Raw genomic sequence first — 23,123 nt, forward strand, 5'->3', positions numbered from 1 at the left:
CTGCCCAAGCGCGGCATCGCGCTCATCCTGGCCAAGCGCTCTTCTGGCAACCCATCTGGGCCCAGGCCGAGGGCATCGCCGTCAGCGGCGGCACCCAGACCAGCCTCGGCCAGGCGGGCAATGGCGTGCCCATCGTCAACATCGCCGCGCCCAACGCCAGCGGCCTGTCCCACAACCAGTACCAGCAGTACAACGTGGGCCAGGAAGGCGTCATCCTCAACAACGCCACCGGCCGCACCCAGAGCACCCAACTGGGCGGGATCATCGTCGGCAACCCCAACCTCAACGGCACCGCCGCCGGCACCATCCTCAACGAGGTGGTAGGCGCCAACGCCAGCCAGCTCAAGGGCTACACCGAAGTGGCCGGGCAGGCGGCGCGGGTGATCGTGGCCAACCCCTACGGCGTGACCTGCGACGGCTGCGGCTTCATCAACACCCCGCGCGCCACCCTCACCACCGGCAAGCCGGTGCTGGACAGCGGCCGCCTCGATCATTTCCAGGTGGACGGCGGCCAGGTCACCGTCGAAGGCCAAGGGCTGGACGCCAGCACGGTCGACCAGTTCGAGATCATCACCCGCGCCGCCCAGATCAATGGGCAGATCAACGCCAGGCAGCTGGCCGTGGTGGCCGGCCGCAACAAGGTCGACGCCCAAACCCTCAACCCCACGGCCCTCGCCGATGACGGCAGCGCCAAGCCCAGCGTCGCCATCGACAGCTCGGCGCTGGGTGGCATGTACGCCGGCGCCATCAAGCTGGTGGGCACCGAAGCCGGGGTAGGGGTGAAACTTGCCGGGAACCTGGCCGCCAGCGGTGGGGATATTCAGATCGATGCCAACGGGCAGCTGACCCTGGCGCAGACGGCGGCCAGCGGGGCGGTGAATGTGAAGGCCGCCAGCCTCGACGCGAGCGGGCCGGTGTACGGTACGTCCGTGACGGCGAGCACCACAGGCGACCTGGCCAACCGTGGCAACCTGGCGGCGCGTGACAGCGTTCGCCTGGAAAGTGGTGGGCAACTGAGCAACAGCGGCGTGATCGAGGCGGGCGTGAATGCCGACAACAGCCGCAACGCCAGCGGGGATGTGGCCGTCACCGCCAGCAGCCTGCGTAACACCGGCAGCATTACCGCCAGCCGTGCGCTCACTGCCGCTGTTAGCCAGACCCTGAACAACCAAGGCGGTACGCTCCACAGCCAGGCAGGCACCCAAGTCACCGCTGGCACCTTGGATAACCGCCAGGGCGGGCGTGTGTTGAGCCAGGCCGCGCTGGGCGTGCGGGCCGACCAGGTACTCAATGACAACGGCGAACTGGCGGCCGCGGGCAGCGGCCAAGTCACCGCCGGGCGGGTAAGTAACCGCAATGGCCAGGTCACCGCTGATCAGCGCCTGAACCTTCAAGCCGCCGGGGCCGTGGACAACCAGGGCGGCCTGCTGGACGCGGGGCAAGGGCTAGTGGTGAACGCCGCTAGCCTGGATAACAGCCAGCAAGGCGCTATCACCAGCCGGGCCGGGCTCGAGCTGGTCGGCCAGCAGCTTAACAACCAGGGCGGCTTGCTCACCGCCAGCGGCCCGCTGCGCCTGAACCTCGACCAAGTGCTCAATGGCGCGGGCCGTATCGCCAGCCAGGGCGACCTCACCGCCACCGTCGGCAGCCTCGAACAGCAAGGCGGCGAATTGGTTGCCCAAGGCAGCCTGGCCCTCACCGGCACCCGGCTGGATAACCGCGCGGGCGGTTTGGTAGGCGCTACAAAAGCGCTGAAACTCGACGTTGAGCGCATCGACAACCGCGGGGGCGAGCTGTCCAGCCAGCTGGGCGTAAACCTTACCGGCCAGCAACTGGACAACAGCGACGGCGGCAAGGTATTGGCAGGGGCCGGGCTGGAGCTAAAAGCCACGCAGGTCATCAACCGGAACAAAGGGCTGTTGTTCGGCGACACCCTGCGCCTTGACGGCCAGCGGCTCGACAACGGCCAGGGCACGCTGGCCGGGCAGAACGGCGCGGTGCTGGCCCTGAGCGAACAGCTGGACAACACCGCCGGCGTGATCAGCAGCGAAGCCGCGCTCAGCGTGACTGCCGGCAGTGTAGGCAACGCTGCGGGCAGCTTCTCCAGCGCCGCGGCATTGATGCTCAACGCCACGGGCGCCCTGGATAACCAGGGTGGCACCATCACCACCGACGCCGCGCTCAGCCTCACCAGCGCCAGCCTGGATAACCGCAACAACGGCCTTATCTCCGGCAAAGGCGCCACCCGGGTAGCGACCGGCGCCCTGGACAACAGCCACGGCGGGCGACTGACCAGCAGCGACACGCTGACCCTCAACGCGGGGCAGGTGACCAACCAGGACGCCGGCCGCATCGCCAGCGCCTTGGCCCTGAGCGCCAACCTGACCGGCCTGGATCAACAGGGCGGGCAATTGTTCAGCAAGCGCGCGCTTGGCCTGGACCTCAACAATGGCGTGCTCAATAACCAGGGCGGCCTGATCAATGCGCCCGGTGCGCTGGTGCTCAACAACTTGGATACCTTCAACAACCAGGGCGGCGAGCTGTCGAGCAACCAGGGCTTTACCCTGGCCGCCCGGCAACTGGACAACAGCGGCGGCAAGCTGCTGAGCGACGGGCGCCTGACCCTGCGCATTGGGGAGGTGATGAACAACCTCAAAGGCGCCGTGGCCGCCAACGGCCTGGACCTGACCGCCGATAGCCTGGACAGCACCGACGGCCTGCTCAGCAGCCGTGACGACGCCACCCTGGTGGTGCGCAACGGCATGATCAACCAGCGCGGCGCGCTCATCGCCGATGGCGACCTGTTGCTCGAAGCCGCCACCCTGGACAACAGCCAGGGCCAAGTCTCCAGCAAGGGCAACCTCACTGCCCGTGTCCGGCAGTTGCGACAGCAGGGCGGGCAACTGGTGGCGCAAGGGGCGCTGAGCCTGACTGGCGAGGCTCTGGATAACCGCGCCAACGGCCTGGTCGGCGCTACCCAAGGCCTGACCCTGGCCGTGACCGATGTGGACAACCGTGGCGGCGAGCTGTCCAGCCAGGGCGCGATTGCCCTCACCGGCCAGCGCCTGGATAACAGCGACAGCGGCAAGGTACTGGCGCAACAGACCCTCGCCCTGACGGTGGATGAACTCACCAACCGCAACAATGGGCTGCTGTCGGGCAAGGCCGGCCTCAGCCTCAACGGCGGCCGGCTGGACAACACCGGCGGCGCGCTGGCCAGCCTGGCGGCCCTGAACATCGACCTTGCCGATGCGCTCGACAACACCCAGGGCCTGCTCAGCAGTGAAGGCACCTTGAGCGTGCGGGCCGGCAGCCTGGCCAATACCGGCGGCCAAGTCTCCAGCGCCGATGCGCTGACCCTCGACACTGAGGGTGCGATGGACAACAGCGGTGGCCGCATGGTCACCGACGGCACCCTGGCCCTGCGCAGCGCCAGCCTCCTCAACCGCGACCAGGGCACGCTCAGCAGCAAGGGCGCGCTGGCCATCACCACGGGCGATTTCGACAACAGCCAGGCCGGGCGCATAAGCAGTGGCGACCGCCTGACCCTCACCGCCGCGCAACTCAGCAACCGCGACGGCGGCAGCATCGGCAGCGCCCAGGCCCTGGTGGCCAGCGTGACCGGGCTGGACCAACGCAACGGCCAGCTGTTCAGCAACGCCGCGCTTACCCTGGACCTCAACAACGGCCTGCTCAACAACCAGGGCGGCCTGATCAACGCACCCGGCGCCTTGCTCCTGCAACACCTCAACGAAGTGCGGAATCAGGGCGGCGAGCTTTCCAGCGCCCAAGCCTTCACGCTCGCTGCCCAACGCCTGGACAACAGCGGCGGCAAGCTACTGAGTAACCAAGGCCTGACCCTGCGCATCGCCCAGGCCTTGAACAACGTCAAGGGCATGATCGCCGCGGCCAGCGTAGAGGCCAGCGCCGACACCCTGGACAACAGCGCCGGCACCCTCACCAGCCGAGGCGCCCTGCAACTGAACGTCACTGGCCTGCTCAGCAACCGCGACAACGGCCTGCTCAACGCCACCCAGGCCCTGAGCCTGACGGCGGGCAGCTTGAACAACCAGGCCGGGCAGGTGCTGGGAAACAGCGCCCTGGCCCTCACCACCGGCGCGTTGAATACGGGTGACGGTGGCCTGATCAACAGCCAAGGCACCCTGAGCCTGACCGCCGACCAGCTGGACACCCGCAACGGCGGCGAAGTGTCCGCCAAGGGCGACATGACCCTGGCCCTGCACGGCCTCACTCAAGCCGGCGGCCGCCTGCTGGGCAACGCCGGGCTGAGCCTAGACCTCAACGGCGCCGACCTGAATAACCGCGACGGGCTGATTACCGCCAAAGGCCCCCTGGCGCTTGACCACTTGGGCACGGTCAACAACCAGGGCGGCGAAGTGTCCAGCGCCCTCGGCTTTACCTTGCGAACCGCTGCCCTGGACAACAGCAACGGCAAGGTCATCAGTAACGAGCAACTGAACCTCAACGCCGCCAGCCTGAACAACCGCAATGGCCTGATCTCCGGCTGGCAAGGCCTGACCGTCACCGGCGGCACCCTGGACAACCGCAACAACGGCACGCTTTCCAGCCGCGCCGGCAACCTCTCCACCGCGCTCAGCGGCGCGCTGCTCAACGGTAACGGCGGCGCCCTGGTCAGCCAGCAGGCCCTCAGCGTGAGCAGCGCCAGCCTCGACAACCGCGGCGGTATCCTTTCCAGCGGCGCCGGGCAAACCCTGGCCATCCAAGGCCTACTGGACAACAGCCAGAACGGCCAGATCGACAGCGGCGCCGCCCTGACACTCAGCGCCGACGCCCTCGGCAACGCCGCCGGCAACCTCAGCGCCCAACAGGCCCTGAGCTTCACCGGCACCACCCTGGACAACAGCGGCGGCACCTTCAGCAGCCAAGGCGCGGTCACCCTCGACCTGCTTGGCGCCCTGACCAACAGCAACGGCAAACTGGCCAGCGCTGGCCCCTTGCAGTTGGTACGCAGTAGCCAGGTGGTGAACCAGGGCGGGCAACTGGTTAGCCAGCGCCTGATGACCCTGAACACCGGCAGCCTGGACAACCGCAACCGTGGCACGGTCGCGGCCAGCGACCGCCTGGTGATCGCCGCCAGCGGCGACCTGCTCAACAGCGCCGATGGCTTGATCTACAGCCAAAACGCGGCCGTGCAACTCAACGCCGCCCGCCTGGCCAACAGCCAGGGCGCGGTCCAGGGCCAGGGCGCGCTGTACGACAAAAAATCCAAGGGCAGCTTCGGCAGCAAGAAAACCAAGCACGACGAAGTCACCCAAGTCACCAACCTCGGCAGCGAGATCAAGACCGGCGGCGACCTGCTGCTGGTCAGCGGTGGCGATCAAACCTACCAGGCCGCCAAGCTCGATAGCGGCCAGGACCTGACCCTCAACAGCGGCGGCGCCATCACCTTCGAAGGCGTCAAGGACCTGCACCAGGAGAGCCACACCAAGAGCAGTAGCAGCCTGGCCTGGACCAGCGCCAAGGGCAAAGGCAACACCGACGAAACCCTCCAGCAAAGCGAACTCATGGCCAAGGGCGCCCTGGCCATCAATGCGGTGAACGGCTTGCACATCGATGTGAAGCAGGTGAACCAGCAGACCGTGGTCAGGCCATCGACGCGATGGTCAGGGCAGACCTGCAGTTGGCGTTGGCGGTTGCTTTGGCTGATATGGGATTGTTCCAGTAGGGATTCTATAGTTTTGAATTTGGATCGATACTGCGGCTAACGCAACTAGGCACAAGGCGCTAATTATTGGAGGTGAATACTTGGTCAGGGTATGTGGGCTTGTATAACAATAGTGCTTCGGCATTACTTCGTATAATAGAGTTATGTGGGCAGCGCCGCGCAATCAGGGTTGCCTTGGTCTTGATAGCAGCCATCCATTACGTATAATGCGCTGTCGCCACATAAATGTGGTGGCCGGGTGTGGAAGCCCGTCTGGACCGAATGCTCCATGTCAGTCTGCTGCTACCTACTAGCTGTGACGTCATGGCGGCTGTGCGTGGGGCGCTTTCGGGCGCGCCGGCTGGTTCAGTCCCGGTCTTCCACACCTGCGCATAGCTGCCACCCTCATGTGGAAGTGAGTTTGGCGGCTTTCCTTCTCTATGGAGTAGCGAATGACTGACCAGCGTTTCAATCAAAACTTTTCAAAACGCCCGTTGCTGCGGGTCGAAGCTGATGCCTTGTTCCCTGAAACCTTCCGTTATGCTGAAGAAAGGTTTCGAAGCGCGCGCCACCTCCTTGCGAGCTTGGAAGGCGCAGACGACTGCGATATCAGAAGAATATCCCAGGCAGCGCATTTGCTTTTGGAGGACGGCTGCCGCGTGATGGATGTCATTGAAGAAAGGTTAGACGAAGTCGTTCAGCCAGTGGGCTAGCGCTTGCTAGCCTTTTACTGACGAAAAGCTCTCTTATCAGGCCCAGGCGGAGTTAGTCGCGCTGACCCACGACATCGTGTGGATAGAAGACGCGGTGGTGGAACGGCGAGCACGTGCTGGTGCCGGTGGTGTACCTGGCCCAGGCCAGCGGCCGCCTGGGCCCGACCGGCGCCTTGATTGCCGGTAACGATCTAAGCCTGATCGCCGGCAAGAATCTGGACAACGTCGGCACCCTTAAGGCCAGCAACGACCTCTCGGCCTCGGCGGGTGGCGACCTGGTCAACAACGGGTTGGTTGAAGCGGGCAACCGACTGCCGAGCAGCGTTTCGAACGGCCGAGCTCGGTGCCGGGTTGCGGTAGCCGCCACCGCGCCGCTCACCGTGGGACCCGCTACGCCTTCTGACGGACAGCACCGCCGCGATGTCGTGGGGGCGGTGGCTTGCAGCTACTGAGCTCCCAGCCGCAGGCCCCTCCGTTATTTCTCCGCTCACAACTTCGTTTCACAGGTAAATCGACAGCTGCACGCCCCGAACATCTCGGCCATGCGGGCCGCGCTCAAACCCGCCAGGGCCTCCAGGCCCATCAGCACCCGGCAGCGGCTATCTGCTCTTGAACCGGATGACGTCCTTTCATACCAGGCCACTGCTATAAACAAAGAGCTCGAGCAAGCGACGTTTACGGATTGTAAATGAGCATTTCGGGGCTGTTTTCAACGCCGCATCACCAAATATCAAGGCTTTCACACAGAGCCTAGACCCAGGAAGCCCCGTCAGCCTCACCCAATGAACAACCGGTACGCCTCATTCTCCGTCTCATCCGTAAACGGGCAGTCGCAGGCCTGAAGCAGCTCAGCGATACGCTCGGCACCGTAGCCAGGCAATTGCTCAAGGCCCATCAGGACGCGCCCGGCATCGGCCCCATGGTTACGGTAGTGGAAGAGTGTAATGTTCAGGCTAGGGTCCAGGGCGTCAAGGAAGGCGGCGAGGGCGCCTGGGCGTTCCGGGAAGGTTAGCCGATAGAGGCGTTCCTTCAGTCCGGTGGGGGCGCGGCCTCCTACGGTGTGGCGCAGATGAAGCTTGGCCAGTTCGTTGTCGGTGATGTCCAGCACTGGGTAGTCCAAATGCCGGAGTCGGGATACCAAGGCTTGACGAGGATCGTGTTCGGGGTCGGTTTGCACACCTAGAAAGATATGGCCATGGGCACGGCCCTGGCAGCGGTAGTTGAATTCGGTGATCTGTCGTTTGCCCAGAGTTTTGCAGAACGCCCGTAGGCTGCCAGGCTGCTCTTCCAAGGTCACCGCCAGCAAGGCTTCGCGTCCTTCGCCCAAGGCGGCGCGCTCGGCCACATGGCGCAGGCGGTTGAAGCTGATATTCGCGCCTGAAGTGATAGCCGCCAGCGCCTGGCCTTGGCAGCCGGTGCGCTCGACGTAACGCTTGAGCCCCGCTACTGCCAAAGCGCCGGCCGGTTCGCAGATAGCGCGCGTGTCGTCGTAGATGTCCTTGATGGCCGCACAGATTTCATCGGCGCTTACGGTGATCACTTCATCCACAAGGTGGCGGCATAGCTCGAAGTTATGTTCGCCGATGCGCGCCACGGCCACGCCATCGGCAAATTGCCCAACCTCGTTGAGCGTTACCGGTTTCCCCGCGCTCAAGGCTTGTTGCAGGCAGTTGGAGTCATGGGGTTCAACGCCGATGATGCGAATGTCGGGCCGCAGGTATTTCACGTAGGCGGCCACGCCAGCGATCAGGCTCCCGCCGCCTACGGGCAAGAAGATGGCGTCAAGCGGCCCCTGCTGCTGGCGGAGCATCTCCATGGCGACCGTGCCCTGGCCGGTGATCACATCGGGGTCGTCGAAAGGGGGCACGAAGGTCACGCCTTGGCGTTGCGCCAAGGCCAGGGCATAGGCCAGGGCCTCGGGAAAGGCATCGCCGTGGAGGATCACCTCGGCGCCCCGGCTGCGTACTCCTTGGATTTTCACGTCCGGCGTGGTCACTGGCATCACCACTTGGCACATTACCGCCAAGGTCTGTGCGGCCAGGGCAAGGCCCTGGGCGTGGTTGCCGGCTGAAGCGGTGATCACACCCGCCTGACGCTGGCTTTCGCCAAGGCGAGCCAGGCGCGTGTAGGCCCCTCGAATTTTGAAAGAGAACACCGGCTGCAGGTCTTCCCGCTTCAGCAGCACCTGGTTGCCCGAGGCCGCGCTGAGCGCTGGCGCGACTTGTAAAGGCGTTTCCACAGCCACGTCATATACCGGAGCCGACAGAATGCGGGTTACGTAGCTTTTAAGTAGAAGATCGAGGCTGCTTCGTTGCGCAGCGCCCACGGCCTGGGCTGTGTGGCTCGAGTTATCAGGGCTATTTCCGGGAGTGGTGAGGCTGGGCATGCTGTCTCTCGTTTCAGGGCCTCGAGACAGTGAACCACCCGCCTCGGAGGCGGGTGGGGTGCAGATGAACGCTAGCCCGCCAGTGCTGGAATGGCGGTGATAATGATGGAAGCAGTGGTATAGCTGCGCTGGAAATTCATATCCTGGATACTAGTGGCAGCCCGGCCCTGTGGCAACTGCCCGATTTGCCCAAGCGTGTACGTTCAGTGCACCGAGCCCGTGGCACGCATGCATACTGGTTCATGATCTTCAGGAGGCTCGAAGCAAGACAGCCTGCCTTCGATCCACGGGCGGACAATCTCTGCTTTGAGTGATCGGAGGTAGTTCTGGAAATAAGGGTGTCTGTGCGCGTTCGGGCCGAAGACATCGAGCATGAGAAAGCTGTTCTCAACTTCGTCGACTGCGTAGAGAAGCCAAAAGTCATGCTTGGCCTCGGAGCGCTTGATGACCCGTTTGAAAGGATCGCTGATCAGGCTCCAGCGAGCAAGGACGAGCGGGCAGTTCGTTAACTGAACATGGGCAAACGGATACTGGTAAAGCGTTGCGTCTCGGCCCCATTCGATGGGGTGATGCCACACACTTTGAAATTGTAAAAATCGACGTATAGATCGTACCAACCGGGAAGCCCCGAGAACTCCTTCGTCACGAATACCCTTGCGACTGCCACCTACCCCTCACTCAGAGCGCCGAAGCTTGCCCGTTTCGACGAAATACTGAAAGCGGGCATCACCGACGCGAGCGGCTTCTTCCACCACAACAATCACATCGCGCGGATTTTTTTTCGAGCGTCGCGGTGCTTTCCGTTCGTCAGCTGGGGGGGTGTTAGCAAAATGAGGCATGAGGCTTACCTTCGGCAACAGGTCATGTGGATAGTACGCGCGGGATCAACTGCCAGCAACGCAAGTTAGCGGCGTTGCCCCGTCGGGTCCGTAGGAGCGGGCATTTACAGACATACTCATTTGTAACTAGGTCTTCCAATCAGCAAACGGCATAAAAAAACCAGTGTCGGTCACCCTTCACTGGTTTTTTTCGCGTGCAGCCAGAGAACGCCGCCTTAGGTAATCGAGGGCGCTTCAGCGCACCTCCACCGCCAGGCTTTCGGCGATCTTGCCCTGCCAGATGGCCGGGCCGGTGATGTGCACCGACTCACCCTGGCTGTCTACCGCTACGGTGACAGGCATGTCCTTGACCTCGAACTCGTAGATCGCTTCCATGCCCAGCTCCTCGAAGGCCACCACGCGGGCGCCCTTGATGGCCTGGGCCACCAGGTAGGCGGCACCACCCACGGCCATCAGGTACACGGCCTTGTAGTCCTTGATGGCGTCGATGGCGGTCGGGCCGCGCTCGGATTTGCCGATCATGCCCAGCAGGCCGGTCTGGTCGAGAATCTGCCGGGTGAACTTGTCCATGCGGGTGGCGGTGGTCGGGCCGGCCGGGCCTACCACTTCTTCGCGCACCGGATCGACCGGGCCCACGTAGTAGATGAAGCGGCCCTTGAGGTCCACCGGCAGGGCTTCGCCCTTATTGAGCATGTCCACCATGCGCTTGTGCGCGGCATCGCGGCCGGTGAGCATCTTGCCGTTGAGCAGCAGGGTTTCGCCCGGCTTCCAACTCTGCACGTCTTCGGGGGTGATGCTGTCCAGGTCCACGCGGCGCGCCGATGGGCCAGCTTCCCAGACGATCTCCGGGTAGGCGTCCAGGGGCGGCGCCTCCAGCGCGGCCGGGCCGCTGCCGTCGAGCACGAAGTGGGCATGGCGGGTGGCGGCGCAGTTGGGGATCATGCACACCGGCAGCGAGGCGGCGTGGGTAGGGTAGTCCATGATCTTCACGTCCAGCACCGTGGTCAGGCCGCCCAGGCCCTGGGCACCGATGCCCAGCTGGTTGACCTTCTCGAACAGCTCCAGGCGCAGTTCCTCGATACGGTTCTGCGGGCCGCGGGCCTTGAGCTCGTGGATGTCGATGGGGTCCATCAACACTTCCTTGGCCATCACCGCGGCCTTCTCGGCGGTGCCGCCGATGCCGATGCCCAGCATGCCCGGCGGGCACCAGCCGGCGCCCATGGTGGGTACCGTCTTGAGTACCCAGTCGACGATGGAGTCGGACGGGTTGAGCATGGCCATCTTGGACTTGTTCTCGGAACCGCCACCCTTGGCGGCCACATCCACCTCGACCGTATTGCCCGGCACGATGGAGTAGTGGATCACCGCCGGGGTGTTGTCCTTGGTGTTCTTGCGGCTACCGGCCGGGTCGGCCAGGATGGAGGCGCGCAGCACGTTCTCCGGCAGGTTGTACGCACGGCGCACACCCTCGTTGAGCATGTCGTCCACGCTCATGGTGGCGCCGTCCCAGCGTACGTCCATGCCTACCCGCACGAAGACCGTGACGATACCGGTGTCCTGGCAGATCGGCCGGTGGCCGGTGGCGCACATGCGCGAGTTGATCAGGATCTGGGCGATGGAGTCACGGGCGGCGGGGGATTCCTCGCGCTCGTAGGCTTCGTTCATCGCCTGGATGAAATCCACGGGGTGATAGTAGGAGATGTACTGCAGGGCATCGGCGACACTCTGGATGAGGTCGTCTTGCTTGATCACGGTCACGGCGCGCTCCTCTTTGACACGGGAACATTTCTCGGCCTCGCGCAGGGCACGCGGGGCGGCCTCACCAGCGCTGCCCGCAGCCACCAACAGGGCAGGGCAGGCGGGGGGCCAGTAAAAGGCGCGGCAGTATACCGCCGCCAGGGGCGGTGGCACAGCCGCCATCGAGCGATGGCGTGCGATAGTCGGCGGGCCCAGGGGGCATCGGCTGAGGCGCGGTCATCGGATGAGTGGAAAATCCGATGGTTATTTCTTGCACAGGCCACTAAAGTGGCATCTTGCCATAACTGTGGTAAGGGATGGGATCCCGGTGAGTACGGTGAGTCAACGAGTGACTGAACATAATCTTCAAAAGCTTTTCATCAAGCGCTTCCTGCTGGGCGCCAGCAGCTATGTGATGATGGTGGTGCTGGTCGCGGTGGCCTTTCTGGGCGGCTATTTCCACGGCACCGCCCATACGCTCACGGTGGCGGGCATTGCGCTGCTGCTCAGCCAAGGGGTGCTCGGGCTGGCCTTCGCCCTGGGCCACAACCTTCGTTTCGATGACCCCAGCCTGACCGAAGCCCAGATCTGGATGGGCATTGGCTGGCATACCTGGCTGCTGCATCACCTGGGAGAGGCCCGGGGGCCATTCCTGATGATCTATGTGGTGCCGTTGATGTTCGGCCTGTTCCACCTGCCGCGCGCGGTGTTCCTGCGCTGCGCCCTGTTGGTCATGGGCAGCTTCGTGGCGCTGAACCTGTACGAGGCCGATGCCGGCCTGCTGCACGATCCGGGCCTGGTGGCGATTCAGGCGGCGGTATTGTTCATCGTGCTGTTCTGGCTGTGCCTGTACGCCAATTACGTGCAAGCGTCCCGTTATCGCATGCGCCAGCGCCGCTATGCCCTCCAGGCTCACCAGGACACCTTGCGCGGCATGATGCGCCAGCTCGAGGACCTGGTGGCCACCGACGAGCTCACCGGGCTGTTCAATCGGCGTCACTTCCTGCGCCTGGCCTCCCGCGAGCTGCAGGGGCTGCGCCCGGGGCAGAGCCATGGCCTGGCGCTGATCGACCTGGACCACTTCAAGCGCATCAACGACCTGCACGGGCATGCCGCCGGGGATGCCGTGCTGCAAGGGTTCGCCCAGGTGGCCGCTGCCTGCCTGCGCGAGGGTGACGTGCTGGCCCGCTACGGCGGCGAGGAATTCGTGCTGCTGATGCTCGGCTGCGATGCTGAGCGCCTGGCCCTGTGCTGCGAGCGCCTGCGCCTGGCGTTTGGCACGGTGCGTCCGCTGGAGGGCAAGCTGGGCAGCTTGAGCCTGTGCGCCGGCATGACGTTGCTGGGGCACGGCGATAACCTCGATGAGGCGCTGCACCGGGCCGACAATGCGCTCTACGAGGCCAAGCGCGCCGGGCGCAACCGCTGCGTGGCCGCCTGGGAATGCAGCGATGCCTGAACTGCGGGTAGGCGAGCGTGCCTGGCAGGTAGCGGCAGGGGCCAATCTGCTCGACGCCTTGAACAGCGGCGGCATTGCCGTGCCGTCCAGTTGCCGCGCTGGGCATTGCCATAGCTGCCGGGTGCGCTGCGTCAGTGGTGAGCCGCTGGACCGCCTGCCCGAAGCCCTGCTTCCTCAAGAGCGGGCGCAAGGCTGGCGCCTGGCCTGCCAATGCCAGGTTCAGGACGATCTAAGCGTGGTGCCCTATGACCCGCGGCTGCATGGCGTGCCCGCCCAGGTGAGCGAGCTGGCCTGGCTCGCGCCGAATGTACTGCGGCTGCGGCTGACACCGGCGCGCCCGTTACGCTACAGCGCCGGGCAACATGTGCTGCTGTGGACCGAAGACGGCGTCGCGCGGCCTTACTCCTTCGCCAGTCTGCCGGAAGAAGCACCCTGGCTGGAGTTTCACCTGCAATGCGGCCGCCCCGGCGCGTTCGCTGACCGCGCCCGCGCCCTTATGGTGGGCGATTCCTTGCGGCTGGGCGAGGTGCTGGGCGGGCCTCTGCAGTATGACCCGGCCTGGGACGGCCGGCCCTTGTGGCTGCTGGCCAGTGGTACCGGCCTGGCGCCGCTCTGGGCGATTCTGCGCGAGGCGTTGCGGCAGCAGCACCGGGGGGGCATCCGGGTCATGCATGTGGCGCGGCCGGGGGAGCATTACCTGGCGGCCGAGTTGCAGGCCCTGGCGGCAAAGCGCCCTGAGCTGACGATTGACCTGATTCCTATGGAGGCCGGTCTGGAGAACGCGCGCCCTTCGCGCCAGACCCTGGCCCTGGCCTGCGGAGGGCCCCGGTTCGTGGAAACCACGGCCCGCCGCCTGTACATGGCGGGCCTGCCCCGTAATCAGCTGTTCATGGATGTGTTTCTGGAGGGGGCTCCAGCCACCCCCGAAGGCTGATCAGCTCAGCAGCTCGGCAAAGGCCTTGTCCGCTTCCAACACCGCTGGCAGGGCGTCGAACAGCAGTTCCAGATCCACGCCTTGCATCAGGGCGTCGTTGAGCTGGGCCTTGGCCTCCGGCGTGGGGCCGCCGAACTCTTGCAGGCGATCGCTCACCTCATCGGCCTGGGCGATCAGCAAGGGCAGGGGGGAATTGCCCGGTGTCTGGTGCGGCTTGGCCTGGTAGGCGATGCCGTCCTGGATCTGCTTGGGCAGGTTCCAGCGGCGCGCCAGCTCGGCGCCGACTTCCGGGTAACCGAAGCCCAGGTGCAGGGTTTCATGGGCCGCGTGGGCGGGGGAGGACGAGCGGCGTGCGTTGAGGCTGTCCACCAGTTCAGGCGCGCCGGTTTGAATCAGCAATTCGCCGATGTTGTGCATCAGGCCGGTGGTGAAGGCCACTTCAGGGTCCTGGCCGGTCTGCTTGGCCAATACCCGGGCAATGCTCGCCACCTGAAAGCTTTTGAGCCAGAAACCCTTGAGGTTGAACGACGCCGGCGCGGTGAAGGCGCCGGTCACCGCGCTGGCCAGCACCAGCGTGCGCATGGTGTTGAAACCCAGGCGCATGGCGGCGTCTTCGATACTGGTGGATTCGCGCGCGCCCCTGAAGCGCGCCGAGTTGGCCAGGCGCAGGATCTTCGCCGAGATCACCGGGTCCTTTTCGATGTTGCGCGCAATGGCTTCCAGGCTCGAAGACGGATTGTCGAACTGGCCGATCAGGTCCTGGGCGACCCTGGGAATGCTGGGCAAAGTGTGCAACTGGGCGAACAGCTTTTCGATTTCCATGGCTTCCACCTTTCTACGTCGATACCCACAACGATAGGCAATTTTTTCGGTTGTGCATTCGGCCGTTTGAGCGCACCGAACGTTCAATCCAAATCACAGCCAGGCGCGTAGCCCGTAGAACGCCAGCATGCCAAGCGCCACGCTGCCCAACACGCTGCGGGTCAGCAGCATCAGCACCACCGTGCACAGCCCGGCCAACAGGTAAGGGTTGCCCAGGGAAAGGTTCAACTGGTGCCCCGGCATGAAGACGATAGGGCCGCAGATGGCCGTCAGCATGCCCGGCACGGCAAAGCCGAGGAACTCCCTGGCGCGCTGCCCGAGGCGCAGTGGCAAGCGCGGCTCAAGAAAGACATAGCGGTTGAAGAACAGCACCGCGCCCATGCCAAAAATGACGAGCCAAACCATCATCGCGCACGCTCCATCAGCCGTTGGCAGGCGTAGCCGGCGGCCATGGCGCACAGCCCCGCCAGCACCAGCGCGCTTTCCAGCCGCCACAGGCTGAACGTTACCGAACACACCAGCGCCACCGCCACGCACACCGCGGCGGGGATGGAGCGCACTACCGGAGTGATGAGCGCGATGAAGGTAGCGGCGATGGAGAAATCCAGGCCCAGGTTCTGCAAGCCGGGCAGGCTCTTGCCCAGCACGATGCCGGCCAGGGTGCAGAGGTTCCACGCCAGGTAGAATGTCAGCCCGGCGCCCAGGGCATACCAACGTTGGAAGTGCTCGGGCGTTTGCTGGCTGGTGAGGGCGAACAGTTCATCGGTCAGCAAAAAGCCCAGCCCCATGCGCCAGCGGGCATCGAGCGGCGCTACCCGTGCGCGCATGTGCATGCCATAGAGCAGGTGCTGGGAGGTCAGCAGCAAGGTAGTGATCAGGATGGACAACGCACCCGCGCCACCTTTGAACATACCGATGGCCACCAACTGGGCCGCCCCGGCGAAAACGATGGTCGACAGCCCCTGGCTTTGCAGTGGGGTCAGCCCCGCGTCCACCGCCAGGGAGCCGGCCAACAGCCCCCAGGGCAGGCAGGCCAGGGACAGGGGCAGCACAGCAACGGCGCCACGAAGAAAAGCGGGGCGATGGGGAGCAGGCACGGGCATGGCGACATTCAGAATAATCGACAGGGCCGCCAAGGATGTCAGGTCCTAGGCGGCTTGTCTTGCCCTGTGAAACCACGGCTTAGAGGTACCAGCCCCAGGGTTCATGGCTGGTATATTCGGTCACCTGTTTCACCTCCAGGTAATTGTCCAGCCCCCAGCGTCCCAGCTCGCGGCCAATGCCGCTGTGCTTCATGCCGCCCCAGGGCGCCTCCACGAAGGTGGGCTGGGAGCAGTTCACCCAGACGATACCCGCCCGCAAGCCATTGGCCATTCGAGTGGCGCGCTGGGGGTCCGCCGTCATTACGGCGCCAGCGAGGCCAAAGCGGCTGGCGTTGGCTTGGCTCAGCGCATCGGTTTCATCCTTGAACCGGCGCACGCACAATACCGGGCCGAAGATCTCTTCACGCCACAAGGCGCTTGTCGGGTCGGGCTCGTCGAAAATCGTCGGTTCCAGGAAATAGCCCCGCTCCAGTTGCGCTGGCCGACGGCCCCCGGTGAGCAGGCGCGCGCCTTGGGCCTTGCCTTGAGCAATCATCGCCAATACCTTCGCATGCTGCCCCGCGCTTACCAGAGGGCCCAGCAGCACGCCCGGCTCCAGTCCCGGGCCGATGGTGATCGCCCGCGTCGCTTCGACCAGGCGCTCGAGCAACCGAGCGGCGATGCCTTCCTGTACCAGCAATCGGGAGGTGGCGCTGCATACCTGGCCCTGGTTCCAGAAGATGCCGAAGAGTATCCATTCCACCGCGGCGTCCACCTCGGCATCGTCGAATACGATGAGCGCCGACTTGCCGCCCAGCTCCAGACTGATGTTCTTGATGTCCTGCGCGGCGGCGGCCATGATCTTCGCCCCCGTGGGCACGCTGCCGGTGAAGGCGAGCTTGTCTACGCCCGGATGGCTGCTCAAGGGCGCCCCCGCTTCGCCCCCCGTTCCGGTCACCACGTTGAGCACCCCTGGCGGCAGGCCGATACGCTCGGCGGCGCCAGCCAGCTCCAGGGCCGTGAGCGGTGTCAGCTCCGAGGGCTTGAGGACCAGGGTCGCGCCCGCGGCGAGGGCTGGCGCCACCTTCCAGGCCGCCATCAGCAAGGGGTAGTTCCAGGGCACGATCTGCCCGGCCACGCCGATGGGCTCATAACGCAGTCGGCAGGTGAAGCGCGAGTCGGCCAAGGCCACCGGCTGACCCTGCCGGGTATCCAGCTCCCGGGCCAGGCCTGCGTAATAACGAAAGCAACCGATGGCATCGCTGATGTCCCATTGGGCTTCGGGCAGCGGCTTGCCGTTGTCGTGCACTTCCAGCTCTGCTAGGCTCGCTTGCTGTTCCTCCAGGGCATCGGCCAGGCGCTCGAGCCATTGGCTGCGCTCTTCCCCGGTAGTGGTGCCCCACCCACCTTCGAAGGCCGCGCGGGCGGCGCGTACAGCATTGTCGATGTCTTCCTCTGTGCCAGCGGCCACGCTGCCGAGGGGCTCCTCCGTGGCGGGGTCGATCACCTCCAGGCGGCCGCCCAAGTCCGGCCCTACCCATTGGCCATTGATGTAGAGCTGATCACGCATGCTGGGCTCCTGCGCCGGGGCGGCGGTTCTGTAGGTAACGGGAAGTGAAAAGCAACGCCAGTGACGCGGCGATGATCACCGTGGAGAGGGCATTGATCTCAGGAGTAATGCCGCGGCGGATCGAAGAGAAGATGTAGATTGGCAAGGTGGTGTGAGCGCCGCTGACGAAGAAGGCGATGATGAAGTCGTCGAAACTGAAGGTGAACGCCAGCAGAAACCCGGCGAGTATGCCCGGCGCGATCTGCGGCAGGGTCACTCGGCGGAAGGTTTCCAGCGGAGGCGCGTACAGGTCTGCCGAAGCTTCGAGCAGCGCCCGGTCCAGCGAACGCACTCGGGTGCGCACGATCACCATTACCAGCGCCATGGTGAATAGCGAATGGGCGGCGATCACGCTGAAGTAGCCCATGTTCAGTGGCTCCAGGCTCGGGAACCACGCCCGTAGCCATGGGTTGACCAGGTCGAACAGGCTCATGAAGGCGATCAGGGTGGAAATGCCGATCACGATCCCCGGAACGATGATGGCGCAGTAGGTCAGCGCATCGAACACCAGGCGTACTCGAGGCCCGAGCCGCTCCAGGCCGAATACGGCCAGGGTGCCGAAGAGCGTGGCCAGGGTGGCCGAGCCGAGGGCGATGAGCGCGCTGTTGGCCAGGGCTTCGAGGATGAACGGGTTGGCGAAGGCGCTCCCGAACCACTGGGTGGAACAGCATTGGAACGCCAGGCCGCTGCGCCCGGCGTTGAAGGCGAACACCACGATCAGCCCGATGGGGGCGTAGAGAAACAGGTAAAGCAGGGTTGAATAGCTGCGTAGCCACATGTCAGAGCGCTCCTTCACCAGGCCGGCCGCCATAGCGGGCCACCAGCTTCAGATAGAGGCCTATGGCCGCCAGCATGATCGCCACCAGGGTCATGGCCACGGCGCTACCAAAGGGCCAGTTGCGTGACTGCAGGAACAGGTCCACCAGGGCGTTGCCGACGAAAAAGACCTTGCCGCCGCCCAGGATGGCGGGAATCAGGAATTCGCCCATCAATAGGATGAACACCAGCATTACGCCCGTGATTACCCCAGGCGCGGAAAGCGGCAGGGTGATCCGCCGGAAGCCTTCGAACGCACTGGCGCCCAGGTCGGACGAAGCTTCCAACAGGCGCTTGTCCAGCTTTTCCAGGCTGACATAGATGGGGAACACCATCAGAGGTAGGTAGCCGTAAACGATGCCGATCAGCACCGCTGTTGGGGTATTGATCAGCCGCACCTGCTCGAGCCCTACCATGGCCAGCATCGCTGGCAACCCCTTGCCGCTGAGAATGAAGATCCACGCATAGGTGCGGATCAGAAAGCTCGTCCAGAAGGGCACTATCACCAGCGTCAACAGCAGTGACCGGCTACGGTGAACCCGCACCGCCAGAAAGTACGCCAGCGGATAAGCCGCCAGCAGGCACACCAGCGTACCGAGCGGCGCCAGCACCAGGGTGTTGCCGAAGGCGCCGGCGCGGCTACCCAGGTTGAGGTAGTTGGCCAGGGTAAACCCGCCGGCGTAGCCGCCTACCGCGCTGCGTTCACCGAAGCTGAACACCAGGATGATCAGCAGTGGCGTGACCAGCAGCAGCAGGAACCAGAGCGTGGATGGCAGCATCAGCAACAGGCTGACCTGTCGGCCCAGGGCCCATCTGGGCCTGGGCGCGCTGGGAGTGGGTACGCTATGCACGGCAGTGGCCATGGGCCGTCCTCCTGTGGTCGGTTACGTCAGGCAGCCTTGAAGCGCGCCATCAGTTCGGCCCGCAGCGGGCTGGTCAGGGTAGCCGCGGCGCCGAACTCCAGCGGGCTGAGCTGTTCGGCGGCCGGGTACATGATGGGGTTGTCCAGCAAGGCCTTCGGCAGCAGGGCATCGACCCTGCTGTCACCGCTGGGGTAACCGTGGGCCAGGACCTCGAGCTTGTTATGCTGAGGGTCGAGCAGATAGTTGATGAAGGCATAGGCGGCGTCCTTGTGCTCGCTGCCCTTGGGAATGGCGAAGAAGTCGCTCCAGATCTCACCACCTTCCTGGCCCAGCGCGTACTCGATGCTGGGAATGTCGCGCTTGAGTTGCAGGGCATCGCCGGTCCAGGACATGGCCAGCCAGGCATCGCCACTGCGCATGGACGGCTGGATGTCGGAATTGATGGCGAACAGGTGAGGCTTGACCTCGATCAAAAGCCTTTCCGCCTCGGCCAGTTCCTTGGGCTCGAGCGAGTTGAAGCTGTAGCCGCAGGCCTTCAAGGCATTGCCGATGGCGGTGAGCTGGTAATCGTGGACGATGACTCGGCCATCCGCCTCGCCTTTGGCCAATTCCCAAAAAGCCTTCCAGGTGGTGGGCTGCGCCTTGAGCTGTTTGCTGTCATAGGCCATGCCAGTGGTGCCCCAGTTCTTCGGCACCGCGTAGACCTGGCCGTCCACCGTTCCCTGGGCCATGAAGCGCTCTTGAAACGCCTTGGCATCGAAATTGGGGATTCGACGCAGGTCCAGCGGTTCAAGAAGCCCAAGCTTGACGTAAGTGCTGATGGTGTAGTTGGTCGGGACCAGCACGTCCCAGCCGCTGCCGCCGGCCTGCAACTTGGCGAGCATTTCTTCATTGGAGCCGAACACACTCATGGCCACGCGGGCGCCGGTCTGCTTGGCAAAGGCATCGAGGTTTTCCTGGCTGTGGTAATTGGGCCAGGTGGCCAGGGCCAGGCGGTCGCCCAGCCCACCGCTTTCGGCGGCGTAGGCGCTACTGGCCAACAGCCCTGGCATCTGGCTGGCCACCACGGCGGTAGCCAGGCCAAGCCCGGTTCGGCCGAGAAAATCCCGACGGCTGATGGAGCCGTTCTGCCAGCTGCGAAGGGTTTTTATGAAGCTGTGTTCGTCCATGGATGCACCCCGAATCAGTGAAGGAAGAGTTAGAGCGTCATGGCCAGGCCACTGCCTTGGTTCCAGCCCACGCGCACGCGTGCGCCATGGGCCAGGGGCTGGCTTTCCTGGTGTCGCGGCACGCGCACGCATAGGGTTCCCGCCGCCTGGGTATGTACCCGGTACTCGGTGCTGGTGCCCAGGTAGATGCGGTCTTGCACCTGGCCGTCCAGCTCGACTTCCCTGGCCAGAGGCGTGCCAGCCCTCTGGATGGCGATGGCTTCCGGGCGTACGGCCACGCAAGCGGGCGCGTTTACATGAAGCGGCGCCCCGGTCGGCGTAGGCGGGCATTCGAGGGCAAGGCCGCTGGGCGTTTCCAGGCGCACCGCCAGGTGGCCCACCGTCTTTACAGTGCCTTCGATGACATTGGATTCGCCGATGAAGTCCGCCACGTAACGGCTGGCCGGTGTTTCATAAAGGGCTTGCGGTGTCGCGGTCTGCACAATGCTGCCGTTGCGCATCACACTGATGTTGTCGCTCATGGACAAGGCTTCTTCCTGGTCATGGGTGACCAAGACGAAGGTGATGCCCACTTCGCGTTGCAGGCGCAGCAGCTCCGATTGCATCTCCTTGCGCAGCTTGCGGTCCAGGGCCGCCAGAGGTTCGTCCAGCAGCAGTACGGTAGGCTTGTTGACCAGCGCCCGCGCCAGGGCCACCCGTTGCTGCTGGCCGCCGGAGAGTTCGTTGGGGCGGCGCGCGCCGTAGCCGGCCAGGCGCACCATCTCCAAGGCCTGATCAGCCAGCCGGCGCTGTTCGGCAGATGTGAGCTTGGGCGTGCGGTAGCGCAGCCCATAGGCGATGTTTTCGCTGACCGTCATGTGCGGAAACAGCGCATAGTGCTGGAACACCATGTTCACCGGCCGTTGAAACGCCGCGACGCCCGCCACGTTGCGCCCGGCCAGCAACACGTGGCCTTCGCTGGGTTGCTCGAAGCCGGCGATCATCCGCAGGGTAGTCGTCTTGCCGCAGCCCGAGCCGCCGAGGAAGGCATGGAAGCTGCCACGGCGTACCGCGAAGCTCAGCCCGCTTACCGCCGTCAATGCGCCGTAGCGTTTGGCGACATTGCGAAATTCGATATCGTGGTTATCGTCCATTCCCGCTCCCCCTTGGCTTGTGCGCAGGCCAAGCTAGCAATTGGGACGCGGCGGCGGATATATCCCTCCGGGGATAGTGGTCGCTTTTAGATAAACCCGGCCTTGTTGTTCGGCCCGGCCAGGTCGCGAATGAACAAGCCCAGCAGCTCGGCCTGGCTATTGATGGCGAGCTTGGCATACAGATGCTTGCGGTGGATTTTCACCGTGCCGGGGCTGATGCCCAGTACCTGGGCTATCGACGCACTGGAATGGCCGCGCAGAAGCAACTGGACGATCTCCTGTTCGCGCTGGGTCAGGCAATGAGCGCCGAACTGGTCGAAGGCTTCACGTACCTTGAAATCAAGGTCTTGCTCGGGCCTCGGTGGCCCGGCGGCGTGGCGTTGCCAGGCTTCGCTCACCACCTGAGCCACGGCCGCCTGGGCGCATCCCAGCTGCGCTAGATCAGCATCGCTGAACGGCTGCCGGTGGTTGCCGCGCATCAGCGACAACACCCCCATGGTGCCGTTGCCCAGGCTGACGAAAAACGCCACCTCTTCAGCTAGGCCAGTTTGCTGGTAATAGGTCAGGTAGTACTCGCCCAGGTAGAAGTGATCAGGCGCCAACTGGCGCAGCCGCCACAGCCCAGGGGGTTGGCCGCGAGCACAGGCCAGGTAGATCGGGTCCAGCAGGTAGGGCCCGCTTTGGTAATCGTCGACATAGACTTTGCGCCGCTGCGCCGCAAAGGTATCGAACAAGGCGAGTGGGCGATGGTTGCCTTCGTAGATGAACAGTACGAAATGGTCGACCAGTCGCAACCGGCCCAGCCAGGCGCAGAGCGCGTCCAGCCGCTGTCCTTCGCTGGCGGCGAACACGCGGGTAAGGTCTGCAGTCCACTGGCCCAGCTCGGAACATTGCATCAGGTCGCGCCATCAGGAAGCCGCGTCAGAGAATGCATCTTCCACGCCAGCGCTGCAATCGATCCCCCTGAAGGTATCGCGCTCCGCTCGCCCGTTGAAAGCAGCGAACCTCTGGTGAGAGGCGGCGCAAGCTGCTGAAAACTCTCCACCTGGCGCACAATTCGCCAGCTTGGCCGACTCCCGGCGGTACCGATGAGTTGAAGGGCAAGCTCAGTGGGAGGCAGTGAAATCCCCTAGCACATCATCGCGCAGGTCAATGAACCCCGCGTCGCTGCGGTTTCGTGGCCGGGGCAGGTCGATGTCCAGTACTCGCCGGATGCGTCCGGGATTGGGCTGCATCACCACCACGCGGTCGCCGAGGAACACGGCCTCGTCCACATCGTGGGTCACCAGCACCATGGTGATGCGCTCCTGCGCCCAGATCTGTTGCAGCTCGTTTTGCAGGCGGGTGCGTGTAAGGGCGTCCAGGGCGCCGAAGGGTTCGTCCAGCAGCAGCACCGAAGGCCGGTTCACCAGGCCGCGGGCGATGGCCACCCGTTGCGCCATGCCACCGGAAAGCTGACGGGGGTAGGCTTCGGCGAAAGCTTCCAGGCCCACCAGCTGCAGGTGCGCCTGCACGGCTTCGGCCTTGTCGGCGGCGGACAGCGGAGCGTTCTTCAGCCCCACCGCGATGTTCTCGCGCACCGTGAGCCAAGGAAACAACCGATGGTCCTGGAACACGATGCCGCGCTCCAGCCCGGTACCCCGAACAGGAGTGCCACCGAGCAATATCTGGCCGTCGAAGGCGGTGTCCAGCCCCAGGATCAACCGCAGCAGGGTGGACTTGCCGCAGCCGCTGGCACCCACGATGCTCACGAACTCGCCGGGGCGAATGTTCAAGCGGATGTCATCCAGCACCGGCAACGCCTGGCCGGGCCGCTGCGGGTCTTCGAAATGCTTGCTGACGTGATCCAGTACCAGGCTGTTGCTTTGCATGAAAGGC

At 64.4% G+C, this 23,123-nt stretch carries 17 protein-coding genes and 1 pseudogene; 5 read left to right on the forward strand and 13 right to left on the reverse strand.

The window, feature by feature from the left end:
- The first annotated feature begins 125 nt into the window (after nt 1-125).
- The 3 genes and pseudogenes from ACP691_RS02245 to ACP691_RS02255 form a co-directional block, all read left to right on the forward strand.
- Nucleotides 126-5,747: a filamentous hemagglutinin N-terminal domain-containing protein gene (locus ACP691_RS02245; protein ID WP_426149881.1), complete on the forward strand. Its 5,622-nt coding sequence runs from the start codon at nt 126-128 to the stop codon at nt 5,745-5,747.
- Between the two features lie 391 nt (nt 5,748-6,138).
- Entirely contained in the window at nt 6,139-6,399 is a 261-nt protein-coding gene (locus tag ACP691_RS02250; protein WP_426149882.1) for a hypothetical protein, read from the forward strand.
- Between the two features lie 49 nt (nt 6,400-6,448).
- Nucleotides 6,449-6,731, forward strand: a pseudogene (locus ACP691_RS02255) (hemagglutinin repeat-containing protein); the annotation flags it as partial.
- A 443-nt stretch (nt 6,732-7,174) separates the two neighbouring features.
- Here the strand turns inward: ACP691_RS02255 and ilvA are convergent.
- From ilvA to ACP691_RS02270, 3 genes are all read right to left on the reverse strand, one after another.
- Nucleotides 7,175-8,725, reverse strand: a complete 1,551-nt coding sequence (gene ilvA, locus ACP691_RS02260) for a threonine ammonia-lyase, biosynthetic (protein ID WP_426150201.1) — start codon at nt 8,723-8,725, stop codon at nt 7,175-7,177.
- 734 nt (nt 8,726-9,459) lie between these two features.
- Nucleotides 9,460-9,624 carry a hypothetical protein gene (locus tag ACP691_RS02265; RefSeq protein ID WP_426149883.1) on the reverse strand — a complete coding sequence of 55 codons (165 nt, stop codon included), beginning with the start codon at nt 9,622-9,624 and terminating at the stop codon, nt 9,460-9,462.
- A 234-nt stretch (nt 9,625-9,858) separates the two neighbouring features.
- Nucleotides 9,859-11,382: a fumarate hydratase gene (locus tag ACP691_RS02270; protein WP_426149884.1), complete on the reverse strand. Its 1,524-nt coding sequence runs from the start codon at nt 11,380-11,382 to the stop codon at nt 9,859-9,861.
- A 328-nt stretch (nt 11,383-11,710) separates the two neighbouring features.
- On the opposite strand from ACP691_RS02270, the gene ACP691_RS02275 reads away from it, so the two are divergent.
- Both ACP691_RS02275 and ACP691_RS02280 read left to right on the forward strand, forming a co-directional pair.
- Nucleotides 11,711-12,817, forward strand: coding sequence for a diguanylate cyclase domain-containing protein (locus ACP691_RS02275; RefSeq protein ID WP_426149885.1), 1,107 nt, complete (start codon nt 11,711-11,713; stop codon nt 12,815-12,817).
- Nucleotides 12,810-13,751: an iron-sulfur-binding ferredoxin reductase gene (locus ACP691_RS02280; RefSeq protein ID WP_426149886.1), complete on the forward strand. Its 942-nt coding sequence runs from the start codon at nt 12,810-12,812 to the stop codon at nt 13,749-13,751. Before ACP691_RS02275 ends, ACP691_RS02280 begins: the two co-directional genes overlap by 8 nt.
- Here ACP691_RS02280 and ACP691_RS02285 read toward each other — a convergent pair whose 3' ends face one another.
- The 10 genes from ACP691_RS02285 to ACP691_RS02330 all read right to left on the reverse strand — a co-directional run bounded on the left by ACP691_RS02285 (nt 13,752) and on the right by ACP691_RS02330 (nt 23,116).
- The gene (locus tag ACP691_RS02285) at nt 13,752-14,573 is read right to left on the reverse strand and encodes an HDOD domain-containing protein (protein WP_426149887.1); all 822 of its coding nucleotides are present in this window, start codon (nt 14,571-14,573) and stop codon (nt 13,752-13,754) included.
- A gap of 93 nt (nt 14,574-14,666) precedes the next feature.
- Nucleotides 14,667-14,978, reverse strand: coding sequence for an AzlD domain-containing protein (locus tag ACP691_RS02290; RefSeq protein WP_426150202.1), 312 nt, complete (start codon nt 14,976-14,978; stop codon nt 14,667-14,669).
- Nucleotides 14,978-15,676, reverse strand: a complete 699-nt coding sequence (locus tag ACP691_RS02295) for an AzlC family ABC transporter permease (RefSeq protein WP_040263925.1) — start codon at nt 15,674-15,676, stop codon at nt 14,978-14,980. The genes ACP691_RS02290 and ACP691_RS02295 overlap by 1 nt, the downstream gene beginning before the upstream one ends.
- A 79-nt stretch (nt 15,677-15,755) precedes the next feature.
- The gene (locus ACP691_RS02300) at nt 15,756-17,225 is read right to left on the reverse strand and encodes an aldehyde dehydrogenase family protein (RefSeq protein WP_426149888.1); all 1,470 of its coding nucleotides are present in this window, start codon (nt 17,223-17,225) and stop codon (nt 15,756-15,758) included.
- Complete coding sequence (locus ACP691_RS02305) at nt 17,218-18,042, reverse strand: ABC transporter permease (protein WP_426149889.1); 825 nt, start codon at nt 18,040-18,042, stop codon at nt 17,218-17,220. The genes ACP691_RS02300 and ACP691_RS02305 overlap by 8 nt, the downstream gene beginning before the upstream one ends.
- Nucleotide 18,043: 1 nt before the next feature.
- Complete coding sequence (locus tag ACP691_RS02310; protein ID WP_426149890.1) at nt 18,044-18,943, reverse strand: ABC transporter permease; 900 nt, start codon at nt 18,941-18,943, stop codon at nt 18,044-18,046.
- A 26-nt stretch (nt 18,944-18,969) separates the two neighbouring features.
- Nucleotides 18,970-20,112 carry an ABC transporter substrate-binding protein gene (locus tag ACP691_RS02315; RefSeq protein WP_426149891.1) on the reverse strand — a complete coding sequence of 381 codons (1,143 nt, stop codon included), beginning with the start codon at nt 20,110-20,112 and terminating at the stop codon, nt 18,970-18,972.
- Nucleotides 20,113-20,141: 29 nt separating this feature from the next.
- The gene (locus tag ACP691_RS02320; protein ID WP_426149892.1) at nt 20,142-21,245 is read right to left on the reverse strand and encodes an ABC transporter ATP-binding protein; all 1,104 of its coding nucleotides are present in this window, start codon (nt 21,243-21,245) and stop codon (nt 20,142-20,144) included.
- An 86-nt stretch (nt 21,246-21,331) separates the two neighbouring features.
- Nucleotides 21,332-22,141: a LuxR C-terminal-related transcriptional regulator gene (locus ACP691_RS02325; protein WP_426149893.1), complete on the reverse strand. Its 810-nt coding sequence runs from the start codon at nt 22,139-22,141 to the stop codon at nt 21,332-21,334.
- 210 nt (nt 22,142-22,351) lie between these two features.
- On the reverse strand, nt 22,352-23,116 hold the full coding sequence (locus tag ACP691_RS02330; RefSeq protein ID WP_426149894.1) for an ABC transporter ATP-binding protein: 765 nt from the start codon (nt 23,114-23,116) through the stop codon (nt 22,352-22,354).
- Nucleotides 23,117-23,123: the final 7 nt, after the last annotated feature.

This window comes from Pseudomonas sp. DC3200b2 (assembly GCF_049895785.1).
Lineage (GTDB): Bacteria > Pseudomonadota > Gammaproteobacteria > Pseudomonadales > Pseudomonadaceae > Aquipseudomonas > Aquipseudomonas massiliensis.